Here is an 18,308-nt window from a genome sequence, read left to right as displayed (position 1 = left end):
ACAATAGGAAAACTGCCTCGAAAATGCAATAAAAAAAAGCCCACCGAAGTGAGCTTTTCCTGATCTGTCTGGAATTTATTGCGCTGGTTGTTCTGCCGCACGGCGCTGTTCAGATACAGGCGGTGTATTCGGCAAGGTATCCGTCGTATTGACTTTCAAGCCGCCCCCCAGGGTTTTGTAGACTTCAACCTGATTGTTCAGATTGGCCTGTTCAAGCAATAACAAACCTTGTTCTGCTGCATAAGACGCACGCTGTGCATCCAGTACAGTCAGATAGCTGTCAATCCCGGCGCGGAAACGTGCCTGCGACAAGCGATAGGTGGTGTTGGTTGCTTCGACCAGACGGCGCTGAGCTGCAAGACGATCACCAATATTCTGACGTACCGCCAAAGCATCATTCACTTCACGGAAAGCAGTCTGAATCGACTTTTCGTAATCTGACAAGGCAATTTGCTGATCGGTTTCAGAAATACGGATATTGGCCTGACGGGTACCCCAATCAAAAATTGGAATATCCAGACTCGGACCAAATGACCAGGCAAAACTACCTGATTTAAACAGGTCGCCTAAATCAGTAGAGGCATAACCTGCTGAACCGGTCAGACTAATTGTCGGGAACAGACGCGCACGTGCTGCCGCAATATTGGCACCTGCCGCAGACAGGCGGTATTCTGCTGCACGAACATCTGGACGGTTAACCAATAGATCACTTGGCAAGCCTGAACCCAATGCAGTATTTGAAGTGATGCGGGTCACGCGTTGTGCTGGTAATAAATTCGCAGGCACTTGCTGACCGACCAGCAGGTTTAACAGGTTTTGTGCCTGTGCTACCTGAGTGCGGTAATTCGCAACATCATTACGTGCTGTTTCAACCGAGATTTGCGCCTGACGCACTGGAAGCTCGCTATCAATCCCGACATCAAAACGTTTCTTGTTCAGATTGAAAGATTCAAGCTGAGCTTTTAGTGTTTGTTCAGCCAAAGCCAGATTGGCATTGGCAAACGAATAGCTGAGCCAAGCCTGAGACACCTGACCAATCAAGGCAATTTGCGTCGCATCTCGAGCACTTTGGGTCGCTAAGAAGTTATCTAGCGCATTGTCACGCAAGCTGCGGACACGTCCCCAAAAATCCAGTTCATACGCAGTTACACCCAGTCCGACATTATAAGTCGTCACTGCACCACGATTCTGGGAATTCATGGTGTCCTGGCGTAATACGCTACCACTGGCACCGATCGTCGGTAACTGGTTGTTTTCAGTAATCTGATACTGTTGCTGAGCTCGTTGAATATTGAGGGCAGCAATACGCAAATCACGGTTATTGTTTAATGCCAGATCCAGCACCTGTAACAGGCGCTGATCGGCAAAAAAGTTTTTATAACCCTGTTCTGCTACAGAAGTACCAGACGCATTGGTATAGCTGCTCGGGATATCTGCCTGCGCAACCGGCTCTGGACTGCGCATGCTTTGACAGGCCGTCAAAGCAAGCGCAAGGGCAGATACCGCAATGCTACGACCTGTAATAGACCATACATTTTGCATTACGACTTATACTCCTGATTTTGTTGTTTTGGTTTGTATTTAAAGACACTTCGAATCCACACGTAGAATACCGGGATAAAGAAGATACCTAACAAGGTCGAGCTGATCACGCCGCCGAGTACACCATAACCGACTGAGTGCTGGCTACCTGCACCTGCACCTGAAGCCAGGGCAAGCGGTAATACACCAAAACCAAAGGCCAATGTGGTCATGATAATTGGACGTAAACGCATTTTTGCCGCATGCAAGGTCGCTTCAAATAACTCTTCACCTTGTTCCTGCAATTCTTTCGCAAACTCGACAATCAAGATCGCGTTTTTCGCAGAAAGACCAATCACGGCAATAATCGCTACCTGGAAGTAAATGTTATTCGACAGGTTTGGATTTTGCAGCAGCACCATTCCACCAAAGGTGAGTAATAATGCACCGAAAATACCCAATGGCACCACCAGTAGAACCGAGAACGGAATCGACCAGCTTTCATACAGGGCTGCCAGACACAGGAAGACAATCAGCAGTGACAAGGCATACAGGAACGGAGCTTGCGCACCAGATTCACGCTCTTCCAAAGATAGACCTGTCCATTCGAAATCGAAACCTTGCAAGCCCATTTCTGGTAACTTCGCTACAATTTCTTCCATGGCCACCATCGCATCGCCCGAGCTGATACCCGGAGCAGGTGTACCCTGAATGTTCATGGACGATACGCCGTTATAACGCTCAAGACGTGGAGAACCGTAGGTCCATTCGCCTGTGGCAAATGCCGAGAATGGCACCATTTCACCGCGATTATTACGCACATACCATTGATCCAGATCTTCCGGCATCATCCGCGAGCCAGCTTCACCCTGAACATAGACTTTCTTGACACGACCACGATCAATGAAATCATTGATATATGAACCGCCCCAAGCAATACCCATGGTGCTGTTAATTTCGGCAACGCTGACACCCAGTGCACCTGCTTGCGCATGATCCACAATGACACGGTACTGAGGAGTATCTTCCTGACCGTTTGGACGTACGCCTGCCAGACGCGAGTCTTGTGCTGCTAGACCGAGAATCGTATTACGTGCTGCCAGGAGCTGGTCATGACTTTGACCACTTGCAGCTTTGAGCTGTAAGTTAAAGCCAGCCGACACACCCAGTTCAGGCATTGCAGGTAATTGCAGTGGCATGATGTAAGACGCATCTTTGATAATCATGTTTAGCGCCATACCACGTTGAATAATGGCACCGACTTGAGATTCCGGACTGTGACGCTCTGACCAGTCTTTCAGTTTAATAAATGCCAGACCTGCGTTTTGTCCAACACCCGTGAAGGAGAAACCTGCCACACTAAAGACAGACTCGACATGCTCTTTCTCGCTTTCTAAGAAATAGTTGGTCATAGTGCTGACCACTTTGTCGGTACGTTCCAAAGTTGCATTTGGCGGTAACTGAACCAGCGTCATGACCACGCCCTGGTCTTCATCCGGTAGGAACGAAGAAGGCAGTTTCTGGAACAACAGCACAATAATACCCAGTACCACGGCATACACCACACCAGAGAAAATCTTGCTGTGGGTCATGCGGTTGACGCCGCCCTGATATTTCACAGAGACCTTGTCAAAACTGCTATTAAACCAGCGGAAGAAACGCGCAAAAATACCATTACTTTCCGGCTTGTTCGGATCATGCTGTTTCAGCAGGGTCGCACACAGGGCAGGAGTAAAGGTTAAGGCAACCACCAGTGACAAGACCATCGCTGTTACCAGCGTAATCGAGAACTGGCGATAAATGACCCCGGTGGTTCCACCGAAGAAAGCCATTGGAACGAATACTGCCGACAGCACCGAGGTAATACCAATCAATGCGCCAGAAATCTGTTTCATCGATTTTTCAGTTGCAGCAACCGGATCCAGATGTTCTTCCACCATGACCCGTTCGACGTTCTCGACCACAACAATCGCGTCATCGACCAGAAGACCAATCGCCAATACCATGGCAAACATGGTCAGGGTATTAATCGAGAAGCCAAAGATGTTAATGACGGCAAAAGTACCCAATACGACGACTGGAACCGCCATGGTTGGAATGATGGTGGCACGCCAGTTCTGCAGGAACAGGAACATCACCAGGAACACCAGAATAATCGCTTCGATCAAGGTTTTAACTACACTCTTAATCGACAGTTCAATAAATGGTGTGGTGTCAAACGCCAGTTGGTCGACCATGCCTTGTGGATAGTTTGGACGTAACTGTTTTAAACGCTCTTCAACTGCTTGTGCGGTATCCAGGGCATTGGCGCCAGTCGCGAGCTTAATAGCTACACCACCAGCCGGTTTGCCATTAAATTTAGAATCGAACTGATAGTTATCTGCACCAAGTTCAACTCGTGCAACATCACCTAAGCGAACCTGTGCACCAGAAGTGGCATTTTTCAGGAAGATATTGCTGAACTGTTCCGGCGTTTGTAACAGACTTTGAGCCGTTACCGTCGCATTTAACACTTGTCCTTGAACTGCAGGCGCACCACCCAACTGACCTACCGCAACCTGTGCATTCTGGGTACGGATTGCAGTAGCAATATCACTTGGCGTTACTTGCAGGCTGGCCATCTTGGCTGGATCCAGCCAGATACGCATCGCATAAGAACCACCAAAGACCTGAACTTCACCGACCCCGGCCACACGGCTTAAAGGCTCAGCAATATTCGAGTTAACATAGTCTTTGATGTCATCTGCGGTCAGGCTGCTATTAGGCGAATAGAATGCCAAAACTTGCAGGAAGCTGGCACCCGATTTGGTCACCCGCACACCCTGACGCTGTACATCTTCAGGCAGCAGGGCAGTCGCAGACTGTAATTTGTTTTGAACCTGAACCTGTGCGATATCAGGATCGACACCCTGGTCAAAGTTTAAGGAAATAGACGAAGAACCATTACCCGCACTGTTAGACGAGATATAGCGCAAGCCATCCATACCGTTCATTTGCTGCTCGATGATCTGGGTCACTGTATTTTCAACAGTTTCAGCAGATGCACCCGGATAAGTCGCAGAAATGGTGACGGTCGGTGGTGCGATGGTTGGATATTGTGCAATCGGCATTTTGCTGATGGTTAAAATACCCGCCAGCATAATGACCAATGCAATCACCCAAGCGAAAATCGGGCGATGAATAAAGAATTGAGCCATGAACCATTACTCCTTATGCATTTGCAGCAGGTTTTTGTTCAGGTTTCTCTTTAGCATCATCTGCCTTTTTCTCGCTCGCTGCAGGCTGTTGCGGTGCAGCACCTTGTGGCGCAGCAGCTTGAGGTTGATAAGGTTTTGGTACAACTTGCTGTTCAGGTTTTACTTTCGCAATACCATCCACAATCACTTTATCACCTGGATTCAGACCTTCGGTCACAATCCAGTTGCTGCCTTGGGAACCAACGGTAGTCACTGGACGTGGCGTCACTTTATTGTCAGCACCGACCAGCATCGCCATCGCCTGACCTGTTGGGGTACGGGTCAAAGCTGCTTGCGGAATCAGGAACGCATTCGGTACTTCACCCTGTACGATTTGCGCAGTGGCAAACATACCTGGAAGAAGCAGATGATTTTTGTTCGGGAATACCGCACGTAAAGTCACGGTACCTGTTTCCGGGTTCACGCTAGCATCAGAGAATGCAAGACGGCCTTCAACCGGGTAGATACTGCCATCTTCAAGCTTTAACTTGACTTTGGTATTGTTAGAGCTGTTCAAGCTGCCTTGATTAAGCTGTTGACGTAAACGTAAAAGCTCGGCACTTGACTGGTTGATATCTACATAGATGGGATCTAGACGCTGAATCGTTACCAATGGCTCTGGCTGATTCGCTGTTACCAAAGCACCCGCCGTCACAGACGAACGGTTGGTCTGGCCTGAAATCGGCGCGCGTACAGTCGAATAGCCCAAGTTGATTTCTGCATTACGCAAAGTTGCGCGATTGGCATTCAAATCAGCTTCAGCCAGTTTGACCTGTGCCGCGATGTCATCATATTCCTGTTTGGAAATGGCATTGGTACCGACCAGTTGACGGTAACGGCCTTCCTTCACACGCAATACGCCCAGATTGGCTTCAGCACGGGCAATCGCTGCACGGGCATTGTCTACTGTAGTGCGGTTGGTGCTTGAATCGATTTCATATAAGGCCTGACCTTCACGCACATAGCTGCCTTCCGTGAACAAGCGTTTAAGCACCACGCCACTGGCTTGTGGACGTACGTCTGAAATTTCAAATGCTGTTGTACGACCTGAGAGCTCTACAGACTGCTCTACACTTTGCGGTTGTGCAACAAGAACACCGACTTCAGTCGGTGGCATTTGTTGTTGAGCACCAGCTTGCTGGCCCTCTTTAGGATCTTTGCTACAACCAACAAGTGCAAGACTTGTTGCCAATGCGCAAGCAGTCAGGGCAGGTGCCCAAAGCTTTGCAGACATCATTATTCCACCTCTAATTAGATTTATATCTAAATTTTCTTATTTGTGAGCCGCGCAATATCTGATCCAGACCATATACCACAACGAAATCCAAATAAAACTGATACTCCAGCCGGATATGACATCTGAAGGAAAATGTACGCCCAGATAAACTCTTGAGATCCCCATCATCAGCATCCATACCACTGCACCGATCACGATGAGGGTATAACGGGAATGTTGCCGATGGATGTAAATTGCCAGACAAGCCAGACAGGCCGCATATAGACTATGGGCACTTGGAAAGGAACTTCCAAAGCTTTCAACCAGATGCAAGGATTCTGGTGGTCGGGGTCGGGCAATTGCAAATTTCAACAGCCAAGCTAGGAGAATTCCTCCGATAATTCCGATACATATAAAAATTGCGTTTGTATACTTTTTATACCACAGCAATGCAATACACCATAGCGTGGATAAAAATAATACAAATGGCATGCCACCTATTAAGGATAAGGACTGAGTAATTTGATTCCAAAACTCGGTGCGATACAGACTCATCCATTCCACAGCTTGCAAGTCGAGCTCGTTTAAAGCGGGAATATTCAGGATCAACACACTGAAAATTAAAAATAAAATACCGACAAAAAGTAACAAGTAATGCATGCCAAAAATCCTTGTCCTTTTAACCGTTCGCAGATCGGCCAATTGTCTGAACCAAAGTGTACTTGTCAGTACACTTTTTTTCAAGTGTGCGTATTTTATGCGAATTCCATTTTTTTCGTAAGGAATTTGTTGCTAAATATAGTGTAATTATCTCAGTTTTGAGTTTTTGTCGATGTATGATTTTCGTCAATTTCAATGCTTTGCTTGGGTGGCCAGAAGAAATCACTAGGTCGGGTCAGGAAGTGCGTCATGACCAGTTTTGCCAAAGGTTTCCACTGTTCAAAACGCACCCGGCGTGCGCGTAAGGCTACAATAATCGTCAGAGTGAAACTGACAAACAAGTTGGTCAGGCCAATGAGTAACACACCCAGAAAAGACACTACGATCAAGCCGATATCGGGACCATTGATCGTAATTAGACCCTGAATAAAGTTGGCAGAGGCAAAGGCGATATGGCGAATATCCAGTGGCAGACCGAGAATAAAACCAATGGTGCCCATACTGCCGAGCATGATCCCGAAAATAAAATTACCCGCCAGTGCACCCAGATTACGTTCAATATAGTCAGCAAAACGGTAAAGACGCTCTTGCCCCATCAGCTGCGATAAACGCACATGGGCTTTCAGTCGCGGGCCGACTTTGCGATAAACGGCCATATTGTCAAAATAACCGGCCAATAATCCGGACAGGAATAAACATACTCCGGCAATCGCTGCATGTGGAATCGCCAATGAAGTAAACGGATTCAGGTCATGCAGGGTTTTGGCAGCCTTGGCATGATTCATTAAAGGTTCATGCAGCGCAAAATCCCACAGCAGGGTAATCAATGCTGCTACGGGAATTGCAATAGAAATATTGCCCAAAATGGCGACAAACTGGGTGCGGATGATATTTACAATCAGCGCGGCCAGCTCGGCAATCTGAGCCATTTTCGAGCCTTTACGCTGCTGTACGGTAGCCGCCAGTGCGGCAGCAGTCATCGCCGGCTGTTTGGTCGCTACGGTAAAATGCAGGACATGAATCAGCATAAAACCTAGCGAATAGTTCATGCTATAGCTAAAGGCCTGCATCAAAGGGGCCATGGTGAGGCGTGTCATCAGAACTTTTAAGGTGGCCATCGTCGCGATGATGGCACCAGCACCTGCAGCCGATTTATACATGGCCAGAAAGCCTTGTTTGTCGGTACTCACATAATGCTCACCGGTCTTGCTGGCATTTTCAGTTACCTGTAAAGCCAAAAGTTCACTATTGGTGGCCAGCAGAGCCCGTACACTGCGTTCGCTATAAATTGCTTCAGTAATGTCCGCCATAAATAGGCCAATGGATTGATAACGCAGATCATCGTCATCCATGACCATATTGAGCAGGATTTCGACCCGTTCCAGACACTGTTCTAGCAGTGCCAGCATATAAGTCAGGCTGACACTGACGCCAGTCCGCTTGGTAGAACGGCGAATCTTGGCCACGACATCATGACATTGTTCCAGCATCACCAGCGCTTGTGATGCATCGGGGGGCGTGATCGAATCGACCAGGGTGACTGTGTTATAGCGCTTTTTATATTCCTGAATAAACTCGTTAATCTCACGATTCTGCACCAGAAAAGGAGATTCATATTCCATCAGTTCAGGCTGGGCATTAATAAATTCAGGGTGCAGACCAATACCACTGATCCGGTAAGACAAAATGGTCAATGCCTTGATCAGTTGGTCTTTAATTCGGGTTTTTTCAGGCTGATTGGAATGTTCCTGATTCAGGACTGAAAATAAACGTTGCCAGTCATCTTCATCAAAATAATCTAGCCAGTATTTATCGGTACGCTGATAAAAAACCTTGCGGAATAATTCCTGGAGTTGCTGATGGTCGGGAATCAGCGGTAAGACATGCGCGCCAAGGCGCTGATTCAGCTGGTTCCAGAACCCATCCAGAGATAAAATACCGGTATCGGAAAACAGACCGGTTTGTTTATAGCGGTTAATGATCCGCAGGGTAAAGGTTTGAAGCGTGGCAACCGCATTCGGGGTGAGTAATAAAGCCCGGATAAATGCATTGAATTTCGCTTCGATCTCTTCGGTATTTCTGCTGTCTTCTGGTCTGATTCTTTCAACCAGTTCAATCAGAAGATTTTCATCCAGCACCGCCCGAGGTTGTTCAAGCTGGTGTTGCATGTTTTGAAAAAGATCTAGAAAATTAATATGCATAGGCGAGTTTAAAAGTTACTGAATTCGGTGTAGGGCCAGTTTGGCCAGATTAATCAGGGCCTGACGATATTCGGAGTCAGGTAATGCCTGTAAGGCATCAATTGCAATTTCAGTTTCTTCTGTAGCACGTTGACGGCAATAATCCAGCGCACCAGATTCATTGACAATTTGAATGACCTGTTCCAGATGTTCCGTACCGCCAGTCGCAATACTGCGACGGATGATTTCATGTTGCTCACCGGTGGTGTTTTTCAGTGCCGCAATCAATGGCAGGGTAGGCTTGCCTTCCATGAGATCATCACCGATATTTTTTCCGAGCGTGTCCGCGTCGGAGGTGTAATCTAAAATGTCATCAATAATCTGGAAAGCATTGCCGAAATGTCCGGCAAAGGTTTTTAAAGGCTGACGGAATTCATCTTTATCCGACAAAATGGCAGCACCCTCGGTGGCCAGTTCAAACAGGCGCGAGGTCTTGCCATGAATAATATTCAAATAAGTCGCTTCAGTGGTTTCCGGCTGATGCTGGGACTGCAGTTGCAGGACTTCACCTTCAGCAATTTCACAGGTACCGGTCGAAAAATCTTTGAGCAACACCATGTTGTTCAGATCGACCAGCAAATCAAAAGCACGTGAAATCAGAAAGTCACCGACTAAAACCGCAGTCTGGTTATTCCAGGTCGCATTGGCCGTCGGGCGGCCACGGCGCAGGCCAGACTCATCCACCACATCATCATGCACCAGTGTTGCGGTATGCAGCATCTCAATGATTGCAGCCAGTTTGCGGTGCGGTTCTAAATTTTCAGCACCACACGCCTTGGCGGCCAAAAGGCACATAATCGGGCGCATACGTTTGCCACCCGCTTCTACCACATGTTTGCTGACAGCCATCACTAATGCAACTTTTGAGGTAATTCCTTCATTAATGAATGTGTCCATCGCAGCAAAGTCGTTAGCAACAGGCGCGAGAATGTCTTGCTTAAAGTCGATGGTCATGTGAAAGAAAACCTCTAGTCTGGTAAATCGCTGGGCGTAGTTTAACAATTTATAACATGAGTGAAACCTAAGAAATGCATAAACTCCACTAAAAATCAGCTTTTTATAGATATTATGTAGATTCGATCCATATTTCGAGCCATAAAAAATCAGGAAAGGTCAGGGCATCGCCCTATTCGTCAGGCTGAGTATATTAATCAAACTGGCCGGATTTCTGCTGTATTATTTTGTTGCTGAATATATCTTGAGTATTTGATTTGATAGAAATTATTTAATAGTTAAATAATTAGCGCATCCTGCTCATTATTATTTCAGTAAAATGGCTTGTTGTTTTTTTGAATATCCCTTAAAATCCTCGCCCTTAGATATCCCCCAGTGGCGTACGTCTTAAGTTCGATATATTCCTTTATCGGCACGACGACACGGGCTTGTTTGGAGTACATTATGTACGCAGTAATCCAAAGCGGTGGTAAACAGCACCGTGTAGTTGAGGGTGAAACCCTTAAAGTAGAATTATTGAAAGCTGAAACTGGCGCGACTATTACGTTTGATGACGTATTGATGCTTGTTAACGGTGAAAGCATTCAAATCGGTGCTCCAGTTGTTGCTGGTGCTACTGTAACTGCTGAAGTAGTTAGCCATGGTCGTCACGACAAAATCCGCATCATCAAAATGCGTCGTCGTAAACACTACCGTAAACAACAAGGTCACCGTCAATGGTTCACTGAGTTGAAAATTACAGCTATTTCAGGCTAATTACGAGGAGTAAATAGACATGGCAACTAAAAAAGCCGGTGGTTCGACTAAGAACGGTCGTGATTCGAATCCTAAGATGTTAGGTGTTAAAGTTTACGGTGGTCAAACTGTAACTGCAGGTAACATCATCGTTCGTCAACGTGGTACTGAATTCCACGCTGGTCAAAACGTTGGTATGGGTCGTGACCATACATTATTTGCTACTGCTGATGGCGTAGTAAAATTCGAAGTGAAAGGTCAATTCGGCCGTCGCTACGTATCTGTTGACGCGTAATTCGCTGAGATAGAAAAAAGCCCACAGTTATTGTGGGTTTTTTTATGCCTGAAAATTAATAGGCAGATTAAGCGACATTCCATAATGTAAAAATTGTCCTGAAATCTTCATAATGATGAACAAAAAAACCGGTTTCGAATTAATAACAATACAAAAGTTCTTATTTTCTATCATTTTAGCTTTTAATTTTCGTTTAAGATGAGCTATCAAATAAATTGCGATCAAGCAAAATATAAGGGTGAAATTATGAATATGCTTCGTAAAACCGTCTGTGCTATGGCTCTGGGTGCAGTGACTTTAGCACCGGTGATGAGTACAACCGTGTTTGCTGCACCTGTGGCAGCTTCGGAGCAACAGGCAACAGCCAGTCTGGTCAAACAGCTCAATCATGTGCGTAGCATGACGGCAAATTTCGAACAAAGTACCAAGGTAACCAATCCAAGAGCGACCCAGAAAAAAGGTTTGACCGCACAACATATGAATCAAACCTTTAAAGGGGTGATGAAAGTTGAGCGTCCGGGTAAATTCTATTGGGAAACGACCGCACCGTCGAAGCAAGTCATTGCAACCACGGGTAAAACCGTATGGATTTATGATCCTGACTTGCAACAAGCCGTTCGTCAAAGCTTAGATGAGCAGGTTGCTAATACACCGGCCTTATTGCTGTCAGGAAACACCAGCCAGATTATGCAGTCTTACCGGGTGACTCAGCCAAATAAAGGCAAAACCTATTACACGCTGTATCCTAAAAATACCGATGGTGTGTTTGAAAGCCTGACCATTAGCTTTGGCGCGAACAAAGCACCAAGCTTGATGATCTTGCAGGATTCATTGGGACAAACCACCAATATCAAATTTAGCAATGTAAAAGTAAATAACAGTATTCCAGCCTCTACCTTTAATTTTACCCCACCAAAAGGTACGGACATCATTGATCAATAAGCATCAATATGAACCAACTGAAAAAGCAACCTTTCGAGGTTGCTTTTTTATTGCCAATCATCGGGATTGTTTTGGACAGGCTACAAGGTTCAGCTATATCTAGACAGCAGAGCGTCTTAGAATAAATAAAAGTCGAGTCAATGAAATTGCAAAATTTTGGGAGCTCAGGATGAAGATTAATCTATTTAAAACTGCTGAAATTTACGCTGTTTTATTACTCACTGTAGGTATGTTGGGTTGTCAGCCTCAATCTAGCTCAGTGGCAACGCTGGCGCAAACAGATCGGGTTGTGCAGATTGAAGGCAAGACCGTTCCTGTGAAAGGGGCAGCTAAAGTGGTATGTGAAATAGAAGGTTGTGTACGCTTTGATCTACAAACGGTGGACAGCAATATTGACTGGATTAATCAATATTTTATTGAGCGCATTCAGCATACCGAACCTGTTGCATTCACCAAAGTTATCCAGAAAAATCCTAAAAAAGCCGATGAACCGCATTATCTGGATCAGCGCTTTATCAAAGCGGAATTTGTCGGTCAGCGTGCCCATCTGGCGACTTTTGCTTTAAAAAGTTCCAATCTGGCAAGGAATAAAAATGCTTCTCTGAAACATGTGGAATATATCAATTTTGATCTAAAACAGAACAAACGTTTGGCTTTGTATCAACTGTTATTAAATGGCGGTGAGCAGAAACTGCTGAATGCGATGTATCGAACCAATACTCAATGGCTGAATACGCAGGGTATTCAACAACAGCAGTTAAAATTGAGTGATAACTATTATTTTGATACAACAGGTCTGGTGATGGTGTATCCGGCAGGCGAACTAGCTCCGGCAGCAGCAGGAATGCCTGAATTAAAAGTGTCATATGCGGATTTAAATGAAGTGATTCGCCCTGAATATTTAGCCATTTTGCAGCAGACAGCTTCCTAAATATTGTGCTAATAGGACGCAACCGTGGTCTTGGTCACTGTATTTTTTAATGCTAAGAGCTTACACTATAGCCAGTTTTTTTCTTCTGCAAAGATTGATTATGATCGACCCGAAATTACTCAGAAATAATATTGAGGCTGTAAATGTAGCCTTGGCAAAACGTGGTGTTCAACTCAATGTTGAAGAGTGGGCATCCCTAGAAGCACGCCGTAAAGAGATTCAGTCCAAGACAGAAACCCTGCAAGCTGAACGTAATGCCGGTGCCAAACAAGTCGGTCAAATTAAAAAAGCAGGTGGTGACGCATCTGAAATCATGACACGCATGTCTGCGATTGGTGATGAAATCAAAGCTGCTGAAGCAGCACTGGCTGAACTGCAAGCTGAGCTTGAAGAAAAATTATTATCTATTCCAAACTTGCCCGATGAAGCTGTGCCTGAAGGTAAAGACGAAAGCGATAACGTGGAAATCCTGAAATGGGGTACACCGCGTGAATTTGATTTTGAAATCAAAGACCATACGGATCTGGGCGAAATGATGGGCGGTCTTGAATTTGAAACCGCGACCAAATTAACTGGTTCACGCTTCAGTGTATTGAAAGGTCCATTGGCGCGTTTACAACGTGCCATTACCCAGTTTATGCTGAATACACACACAGACCAAAATGGCTATACTGAAGCCTATGTGCCTTATCTGGTCAATGCAGATTCATTGCGCGGTACAGGTCAACTACCTAAATTTGAAGAAGATCTATTTAAGCTGCAGGGCGAAAAAGAGTTTTATCTGATTCCGACTGCTGAAGTGCCAGTGACGAATTTCGTACGTGATGAAATTATTGATGCAGACCGTCTGCCACTGAAATATGCAGCGCATACGCCATGTTTCCGTAGTGAAGCAGGTTCTTATGGTCGTGATACCCGCGGTTTGATCCGTCAGCACCAATTCGACAAAGTCGAAATGGTTCAAATTGTGAAGCCTGAAACTTCGATGCAAGTGCTTGAAGAATTGACTGGCCATGCTGAAGGCATCTTGCAAGCACTTGGACTTCCATATCGTAAAATTTTACTTTGTGGTGGTGACATGGGCTTTGGTGCGACCAAGACTTATGACTTGGAAGTTTGGGTACCAAGCCAAAATACTTACCGTGAAATTTCATCTTGTTCAAACATGGGTGATTTCCAGGCGCGTCGTATGAAAGCGCGTTACCGTGCTGATCAGAAGAAAACTGAATTTGTGCATACCTTGAATGGTTCAGGTCTGGCCGTGGGTCGTACTTTACTTGCAGTGATGGAAAACTATCAACGTGCCGATGGCTCGATTGAGATTCCTGAAGTATTACGTCCATATATGGGTGGTGTGACTTATATCGACTAATTGTCGATCTCAGCATCCCTAAATGTGCATGAAAATTGCATAGACAGTCAGATTTATAATTTTGAGGTAGTTCGTGGATATTTTTCCAATCTCGTTAAAGTTGCAACAGCAACCTTGTCTGATTGTCGGTGGTGGACATATTGCATACCGTAAAGCACTTTTACTTCAAAAAGCAGGTGCGATCATTCATGTGATTGCGCCTGAAATTGAAGAGAGTCTGTTGAGAATTGTGCAAAATAGCCAAGGACAATATGTGCAGGCGGCTTTTCATCCTGAAGTTGCGTTACGTCCATATCGACTGGTTATTGCAGCGACTGACGATGCAGAGACCAATCGTCAGGTCTTTGAACTGTGTGAAGCGGAAAATGTCCTGGTCAATAGCGTTGATGATCCGCCGCATTGCCGGTTTATGGTGCCTGCGATTATTGACCGTTCGCCCTTGGTCATTTCGGTGGCATCGAATGGCACGTCGCCCGTATTGTCGCGGCAGATCCGTACTCAGTTAGAAGCCGCTATTCCACATGGTATGGGCAAGTTGGCCGAGTTTTCAGGAAAATGGCGCAGTGCGGTTAAGGCTAAAATTGTCAATCCGGATGAACGCCGTATTTTCTGGGAAGATTTATATGCCAGTCCGCTAAAAGAACAGGTGTTCAACGACAATATCGCGGAAGCAGATCGCCTGATCGAGCAAGCATTACAAGAATGGCAAAAGCCAAAAGGTGAAGTCTACTTGGTCGGTGCGGGTCCGGGTGATCCAGAATTGTTGACCTTAAAAGCCTTACGTTTGATGCAGCAAGCCGATGTGGTGATTTACGACCGACTGGTTTCAGCGCCAATTATGGAGCTGTGCCGTCGTGATGCGGAAAAGATCTATGTTGGTAAGGCGCGTTCCAATCATGCGGTTCCGCAAGACGGGATTAATGCCTTGTTGGTGAAATATGCCAATGAAGGAAAGCGGGTATGTCGTCTGAAAGGCGGTGATCCATTTATCTTCGGGCGTGGCGGTGAAGAGATTGAAGAACTTTTTGCGGCAGGTGTCACTTTTCAAGTGGTTCCAGGGATTACCGCAGCTTCAGGCTGTTCAGCCTATGCCGGCATTCCTTTAACCCATCGTGATTATGCGCAAAGTGTGCGTTTTCTGACAGGTCACTTAAAAGAAGGTTCGCCAGAATTGCCTTGGAGTGAGTTGGTCTATGAAAACCAGACCTTAGTGCTTTATATGGGGTTGGTGGGACTGGAGAAAATCTGTGCAGAATTAATCGCTCATGGTCAGCGAGCCGACATGCCAGTGGCCTTGGTTTCTAAAGGTACGACGCCTGAACAGAAAGTTGTAGTAGGAACGCTTGCTGATATTGCATCCAAAGTGTCCGAACATCAGATTCAAGCCCCGACTTTGACCATTATTGGTGAAGTTGTACGCTTACGTGAACAATTGCAATGGCATGAGCGAGGATAAGCAAAGCACTGCTTTGCCCGAGCGCAAGACGAATGTCGTGTCTGAATTAAATATATTAAGTGAGTAAGCTGTGATCCACGTTGTTTTATATGAGCCTGAAATTCCTGCAAATACAGGCAATATCATTCGTCTGTGTGCCAATACCGGAGCACAGTTGCATCTGGTCAAGCCGCTGGGTTTTGAACTGGATGACAAAAAACTGAAACGTGCCGGTCTGGATTATCACGAATATGCCAATATGCAGATTTGGGAAAATATCGAAGACTGTCTGGCTGATCTGGCAAGTAAAGGCATTGGTCTGGATGCAATCTATCCATTGACCACCAAAGGTTCTGAAACACCGCATACTTCGGATTTAAACCGTCCTGTGGCCTTGTTAATGGGGCCGGAAACTCGTGGTCTGCCTGAACATGTTCGTCTAATGTTTCCGCAAAAGCACTGGATTCGTTTACCGATGGCAGAGAACTCCCGAAGTTTGAACCTATCGAATGCCACAGCAGTGATTGTGTATGAAGCTTGGCGTCAGCAGGGTTTTAAAACGCTTTAAGCTGATATTTGTAGTAATTCTAAAAGCTGCCTTTGGGTGGCTTTTTTATTTTGTGTAACAAATAGATAAACTGCTTTTCACTTCATTGTATGCTTGAGTTTATAACTTCATCAAATATAACAAAAGGTGCAGCCTTGAAGCCTCTATTAAAACTTATCATCGCATGTTGCCTTGGATCTATTGCGGCTTCCGTGAGTGCGGAAGAGGGCAGTGCCGCCACATCGGCAACAAAGGAAGTTCAACCCATTACTCAAGCGGAAATACAGCAGGGTTTGCTAAACATGCAGAAACGCTTAGATACGCGTATTGAAAAATGGGGGCAGAGCCTGAATTCAGATGATTTTCAATGGACTTGGCGGGGGCGTAAATTAAAGCCTGCCAAGCGTGAGGAAGTCTGTGATATTTTTCAAGATGTCGTGGATGAAATGTATCAACTGGCCGTCAAGAATAAAGCCCGTTTAGGTCCGGAAGAGCAAAAGTTATTGTCTAATCGCAGTCTGTTTATTGAGAAACTGGGTTATGAAAATAATCGGGTCAATACCCAGATGGGTTTTGATTGCTATCTGCATTAGTAAAATCGAAACATGACAGACATAAAAAAGGCGCATGAAGCGCCTTTTTTATTTGAAGCAAAACGATATTATTTATCGTCAAATTCATTGTGCTGAGGAGCAGGGTGCTTGAAGCCTTTGGTTTTATAACCTAAGTACAAGATACCGCCAAATGCCCAGATCAGACCATATTTAAGCGAAGCTTCATCGACTTCTAGCCACAGAGCAAAGACTGAAATGAAGCCAAGTAAAGGAACCACGACAAAGTTCATGATCTCTTTAGCACTCTTGGTACGACCATCACGTAATGCATAACGTGAAATCACCGACAAGTTGACGAAACTGAATGCAGTTAAGGCACCAAAGCTGATCAACGACACCACAAAATCAAGATCCATAAAGCCAGCAGTTAAAGCCACTGCACCAGCGATTAAGATGTTGTATGAAGGTGTATAGTTTTTCGGGCTAATATGACCGAAGATCTTCTTGTTGATTACGCCATCACGACCCATTACATACATCAGACGTGATACACCCGCATGTGCTGAAATACCAGAAGCCATAACTGTCACAATCGCGAAGTAAAGTACGACTGTTTTAAACGCCACGCCACCGACAGCTTGTAAAATATCCGGCTGTGTTGCAGCGATATCTTCAAAGTAAGTTTTTGGATCATTCGGGAAGAAGATCTGCATGAAGTAAGTACTGATGATAAAGATGATACCTGCCAATAATGCAGTCAAGAAAATCGCTTTAGGTAAGGTTTTTTCGGTATCTTTAGTTTCTTCAGCAAGAGAACTTAAGGAGTCAAAACCTGTGAATGAGAAGCACAGTAAGGTTGCACCGGTAATCAGGGCAGCAACAGAAGTAAACTCATTCCAGAATGGCTCTAAACTCCACAGTTGGTACTTTGCATCGACCAGTGTGCCGTCTGCATTTACGCCACCTTCCAGAAGTTGGTAAACCATCCAGGTGAAGTATGCAATGACGCCCAATTGTACGAATACAATCATACTGTTGAAGTTGGCAACAAATCTCGCACCACGAAGGTTAATCGCGGTCATAAAGGCGGTTAAACCAATGACCCAAACCCAATGGTTCATGTCTGGGAAAAGTGCTTCCAGATAAATCACCGCCAGAATGATATTGACCATTGGCGATAACAGGTAATCCAGCAAGGATGACCAACCCACCATGAAACCTACGTTCGGGTGGATGGATTTTTGCGCATAGGTATAGGCCGAACCCGAAGAAGGGTAGCGACGAATCATATGACCATAGCTCAAGGAGGTTAACAAAATTGCAATCAGTGCAAAAATGTAAGAGGTGGGAACGTGGAAGTTACTTTCTTCAGATACCAGACCAAATGTATCAAACAAGGTCATGGGTTGAATATAAGCTAAACCAATAATAATGATGTGCCAGAGTCCCAGCGTTTTTTGCAGTTTAGCTGCCGATTGAGTCCCAGAGATATTAGTCAACGGCGTTATCCTCTTAATCGTTGATCAAGGATCAGTCATATTTATAAGGATCGTTTGAGACGAACGATCCCCCCTACAGTTTTCTATAAAAGTCCGCCAATCTACTTGAAAAGAACGGCTTTTGCTAGCTATTTTTTGACTTTTGTCCTGCATAAAATGTGCCATTCAAAA

At 45.4% G+C, this 18,308-nt stretch carries 15 protein-coding genes; 8 read left to right on the top strand and 7 right to left on the bottom strand.

Translation table 11 applies throughout. From position 1 onward, the window contains the following. Positions 1 to 75: 75 nt before the first annotated feature. The 6 genes from adeK to sdsA all read right to left on the bottom strand — a co-directional run bounded on the left by adeK (position 76) and on the right by sdsA (position 9,827). The gene (gene adeK / locus NI455_RS02145) at positions 76 to 1,542 is read right to left on the bottom strand and encodes a multidrug efflux RND transporter AdeIJK outer membrane channel subunit AdeK (RefSeq protein WP_253112167.1); all 1,467 of its coding nucleotides are present in this window, start codon (positions 1,540 to 1,542) and stop codon (positions 76 to 78) included. Continuing rightward, positions 1,542 to 4,718, bottom strand: coding sequence for an efflux RND transporter permease subunit (locus NI455_RS02140; RefSeq protein ID WP_253112165.1), 3,177 nt, complete (start codon positions 4,716 to 4,718; stop codon positions 1,542 to 1,544). Before NI455_RS02140 ends, adeK begins: the two co-directional genes overlap by 1 nt. A gap of 13 nt (positions 4,719 to 4,731) precedes the next feature. Next, positions 4,732 to 5,994 (bottom strand): efflux RND transporter periplasmic adaptor subunit, encoded by a 1,263-nt coding sequence (locus NI455_RS02135; RefSeq protein ID WP_004731916.1) that lies wholly within the window; start codon positions 5,992 to 5,994, stop codon positions 4,732 to 4,734. A gap of 36 nt (positions 5,995 to 6,030) precedes the next feature. Then, on the bottom strand, positions 6,031 to 6,633 hold the full coding sequence (locus NI455_RS02130) for a phosphatase PAP2 family protein (protein WP_253112163.1): 603 nt from the start codon (positions 6,631 to 6,633) through the stop codon (positions 6,031 to 6,033). A 152-nt stretch (positions 6,634 to 6,785) separates the two neighbouring features. Then, positions 6,786 to 8,834: a site-specific recombinase gene (locus tag NI455_RS02125; RefSeq protein ID WP_253112161.1), complete on the bottom strand. Its 2,049-nt coding sequence runs from the start codon at positions 8,832 to 8,834 to the stop codon at positions 6,786 to 6,788. A gap of 15 nt (positions 8,835 to 8,849) precedes the next feature. Continuing rightward, positions 8,850 to 9,827 (bottom strand): All-trans-nonaprenyl-diphosphate synthase, encoded by a 978-nt coding sequence (gene sdsA / locus NI455_RS02120; RefSeq protein ID WP_004280641.1) that lies wholly within the window; start codon positions 9,825 to 9,827, stop codon positions 8,850 to 8,852. 444 nt (positions 9,828 to 10,271) lie between these two features. Between sdsA and rplU the strand changes: the two genes are divergently transcribed. The 8 genes from rplU to NI455_RS02080 all read left to right on the top strand — a co-directional run bounded on the left by rplU (position 10,272) and on the right by NI455_RS02080 (position 16,677). Next, positions 10,272 to 10,583 carry a 50S ribosomal protein L21 gene (gene rplU, locus NI455_RS02115; RefSeq protein ID WP_004280640.1) on the top strand — a complete coding sequence of 104 codons (312 nt, stop codon included), beginning with the start codon at positions 10,272 to 10,274 and terminating at the stop codon, positions 10,581 to 10,583. A 19-nt stretch (positions 10,584 to 10,602) separates the two neighbouring features. Then, positions 10,603 to 10,857, top strand: a complete 255-nt coding sequence (gene rpmA, locus NI455_RS02110) for a 50S ribosomal protein L27 (protein WP_004280639.1) — start codon at positions 10,603 to 10,605, stop codon at positions 10,855 to 10,857. 246 nt (positions 10,858 to 11,103) lie between these two features. After that, positions 11,104 to 11,799, top strand: a complete 696-nt coding sequence (gene lolA / locus NI455_RS02105) for an outer membrane lipoprotein periplasmic chaperone LolA (protein ID WP_253112160.1) — start codon at positions 11,104 to 11,106, stop codon at positions 11,797 to 11,799. A gap of 169 nt (positions 11,800 to 11,968) precedes the next feature. After that, positions 11,969 to 12,730, top strand: a complete 762-nt coding sequence (locus NI455_RS02100) for an RsiV family protein (protein WP_253112159.1) — start codon at positions 11,969 to 11,971, stop codon at positions 12,728 to 12,730. A gap of 100 nt (positions 12,731 to 12,830) precedes the next feature. After that, positions 12,831 to 14,102 carry a serine--tRNA ligase gene (gene serS, locus NI455_RS02095; protein WP_005106300.1) on the top strand — a complete coding sequence of 424 codons (1,272 nt, stop codon included), beginning with the start codon at positions 12,831 to 12,833 and terminating at the stop codon, positions 14,100 to 14,102. Positions 14,103 to 14,175: 73 nt separating this feature from the next. Further along, positions 14,176 to 15,558 carry a siroheme synthase CysG gene (gene cysG / locus NI455_RS02090; protein ID WP_253112158.1) on the top strand — a complete coding sequence of 461 codons (1,383 nt, stop codon included), beginning with the start codon at positions 14,176 to 14,178 and terminating at the stop codon, positions 15,556 to 15,558. Between the two features lie 70 nt (positions 15,559 to 15,628). Beyond that, the gene (locus tag NI455_RS02085) at positions 15,629 to 16,105 is read left to right on the top strand and encodes a tRNA (cytidine(34)-2'-O)-methyltransferase (RefSeq protein WP_004280633.1); all 477 of its coding nucleotides are present in this window, start codon (positions 15,629 to 15,631) and stop codon (positions 16,103 to 16,105) included. Positions 16,106 to 16,194: 89 nt separating this feature from the next. Beyond that, positions 16,195 to 16,677, top strand: coding sequence for a hypothetical protein (locus NI455_RS02080; protein WP_004645798.1), 483 nt, complete (start codon positions 16,195 to 16,197; stop codon positions 16,675 to 16,677). Positions 16,678 to 16,745: 68 nt separating this feature from the next. Here the strand turns inward: NI455_RS02080 and NI455_RS02075 are convergent, their stop codons facing one another. Beyond that, positions 16,746 to 18,137 (bottom strand): APC family permease, encoded by a 1,392-nt coding sequence (locus tag NI455_RS02075; protein WP_004280630.1) that lies wholly within the window; start codon positions 18,135 to 18,137, stop codon positions 16,746 to 16,748. Positions 18,138 to 18,308 lie beyond the last annotated feature (171 nt).

It is taken from the genome of Acinetobacter lwoffii (assembly GCF_024129435.1).
GTDB lineage: Bacteria > Pseudomonadota > Gammaproteobacteria > Pseudomonadales > Moraxellaceae > Acinetobacter > Acinetobacter lwoffii_F.
This window is presented reverse-complemented; position numbering and strand designations above follow the sequence as displayed.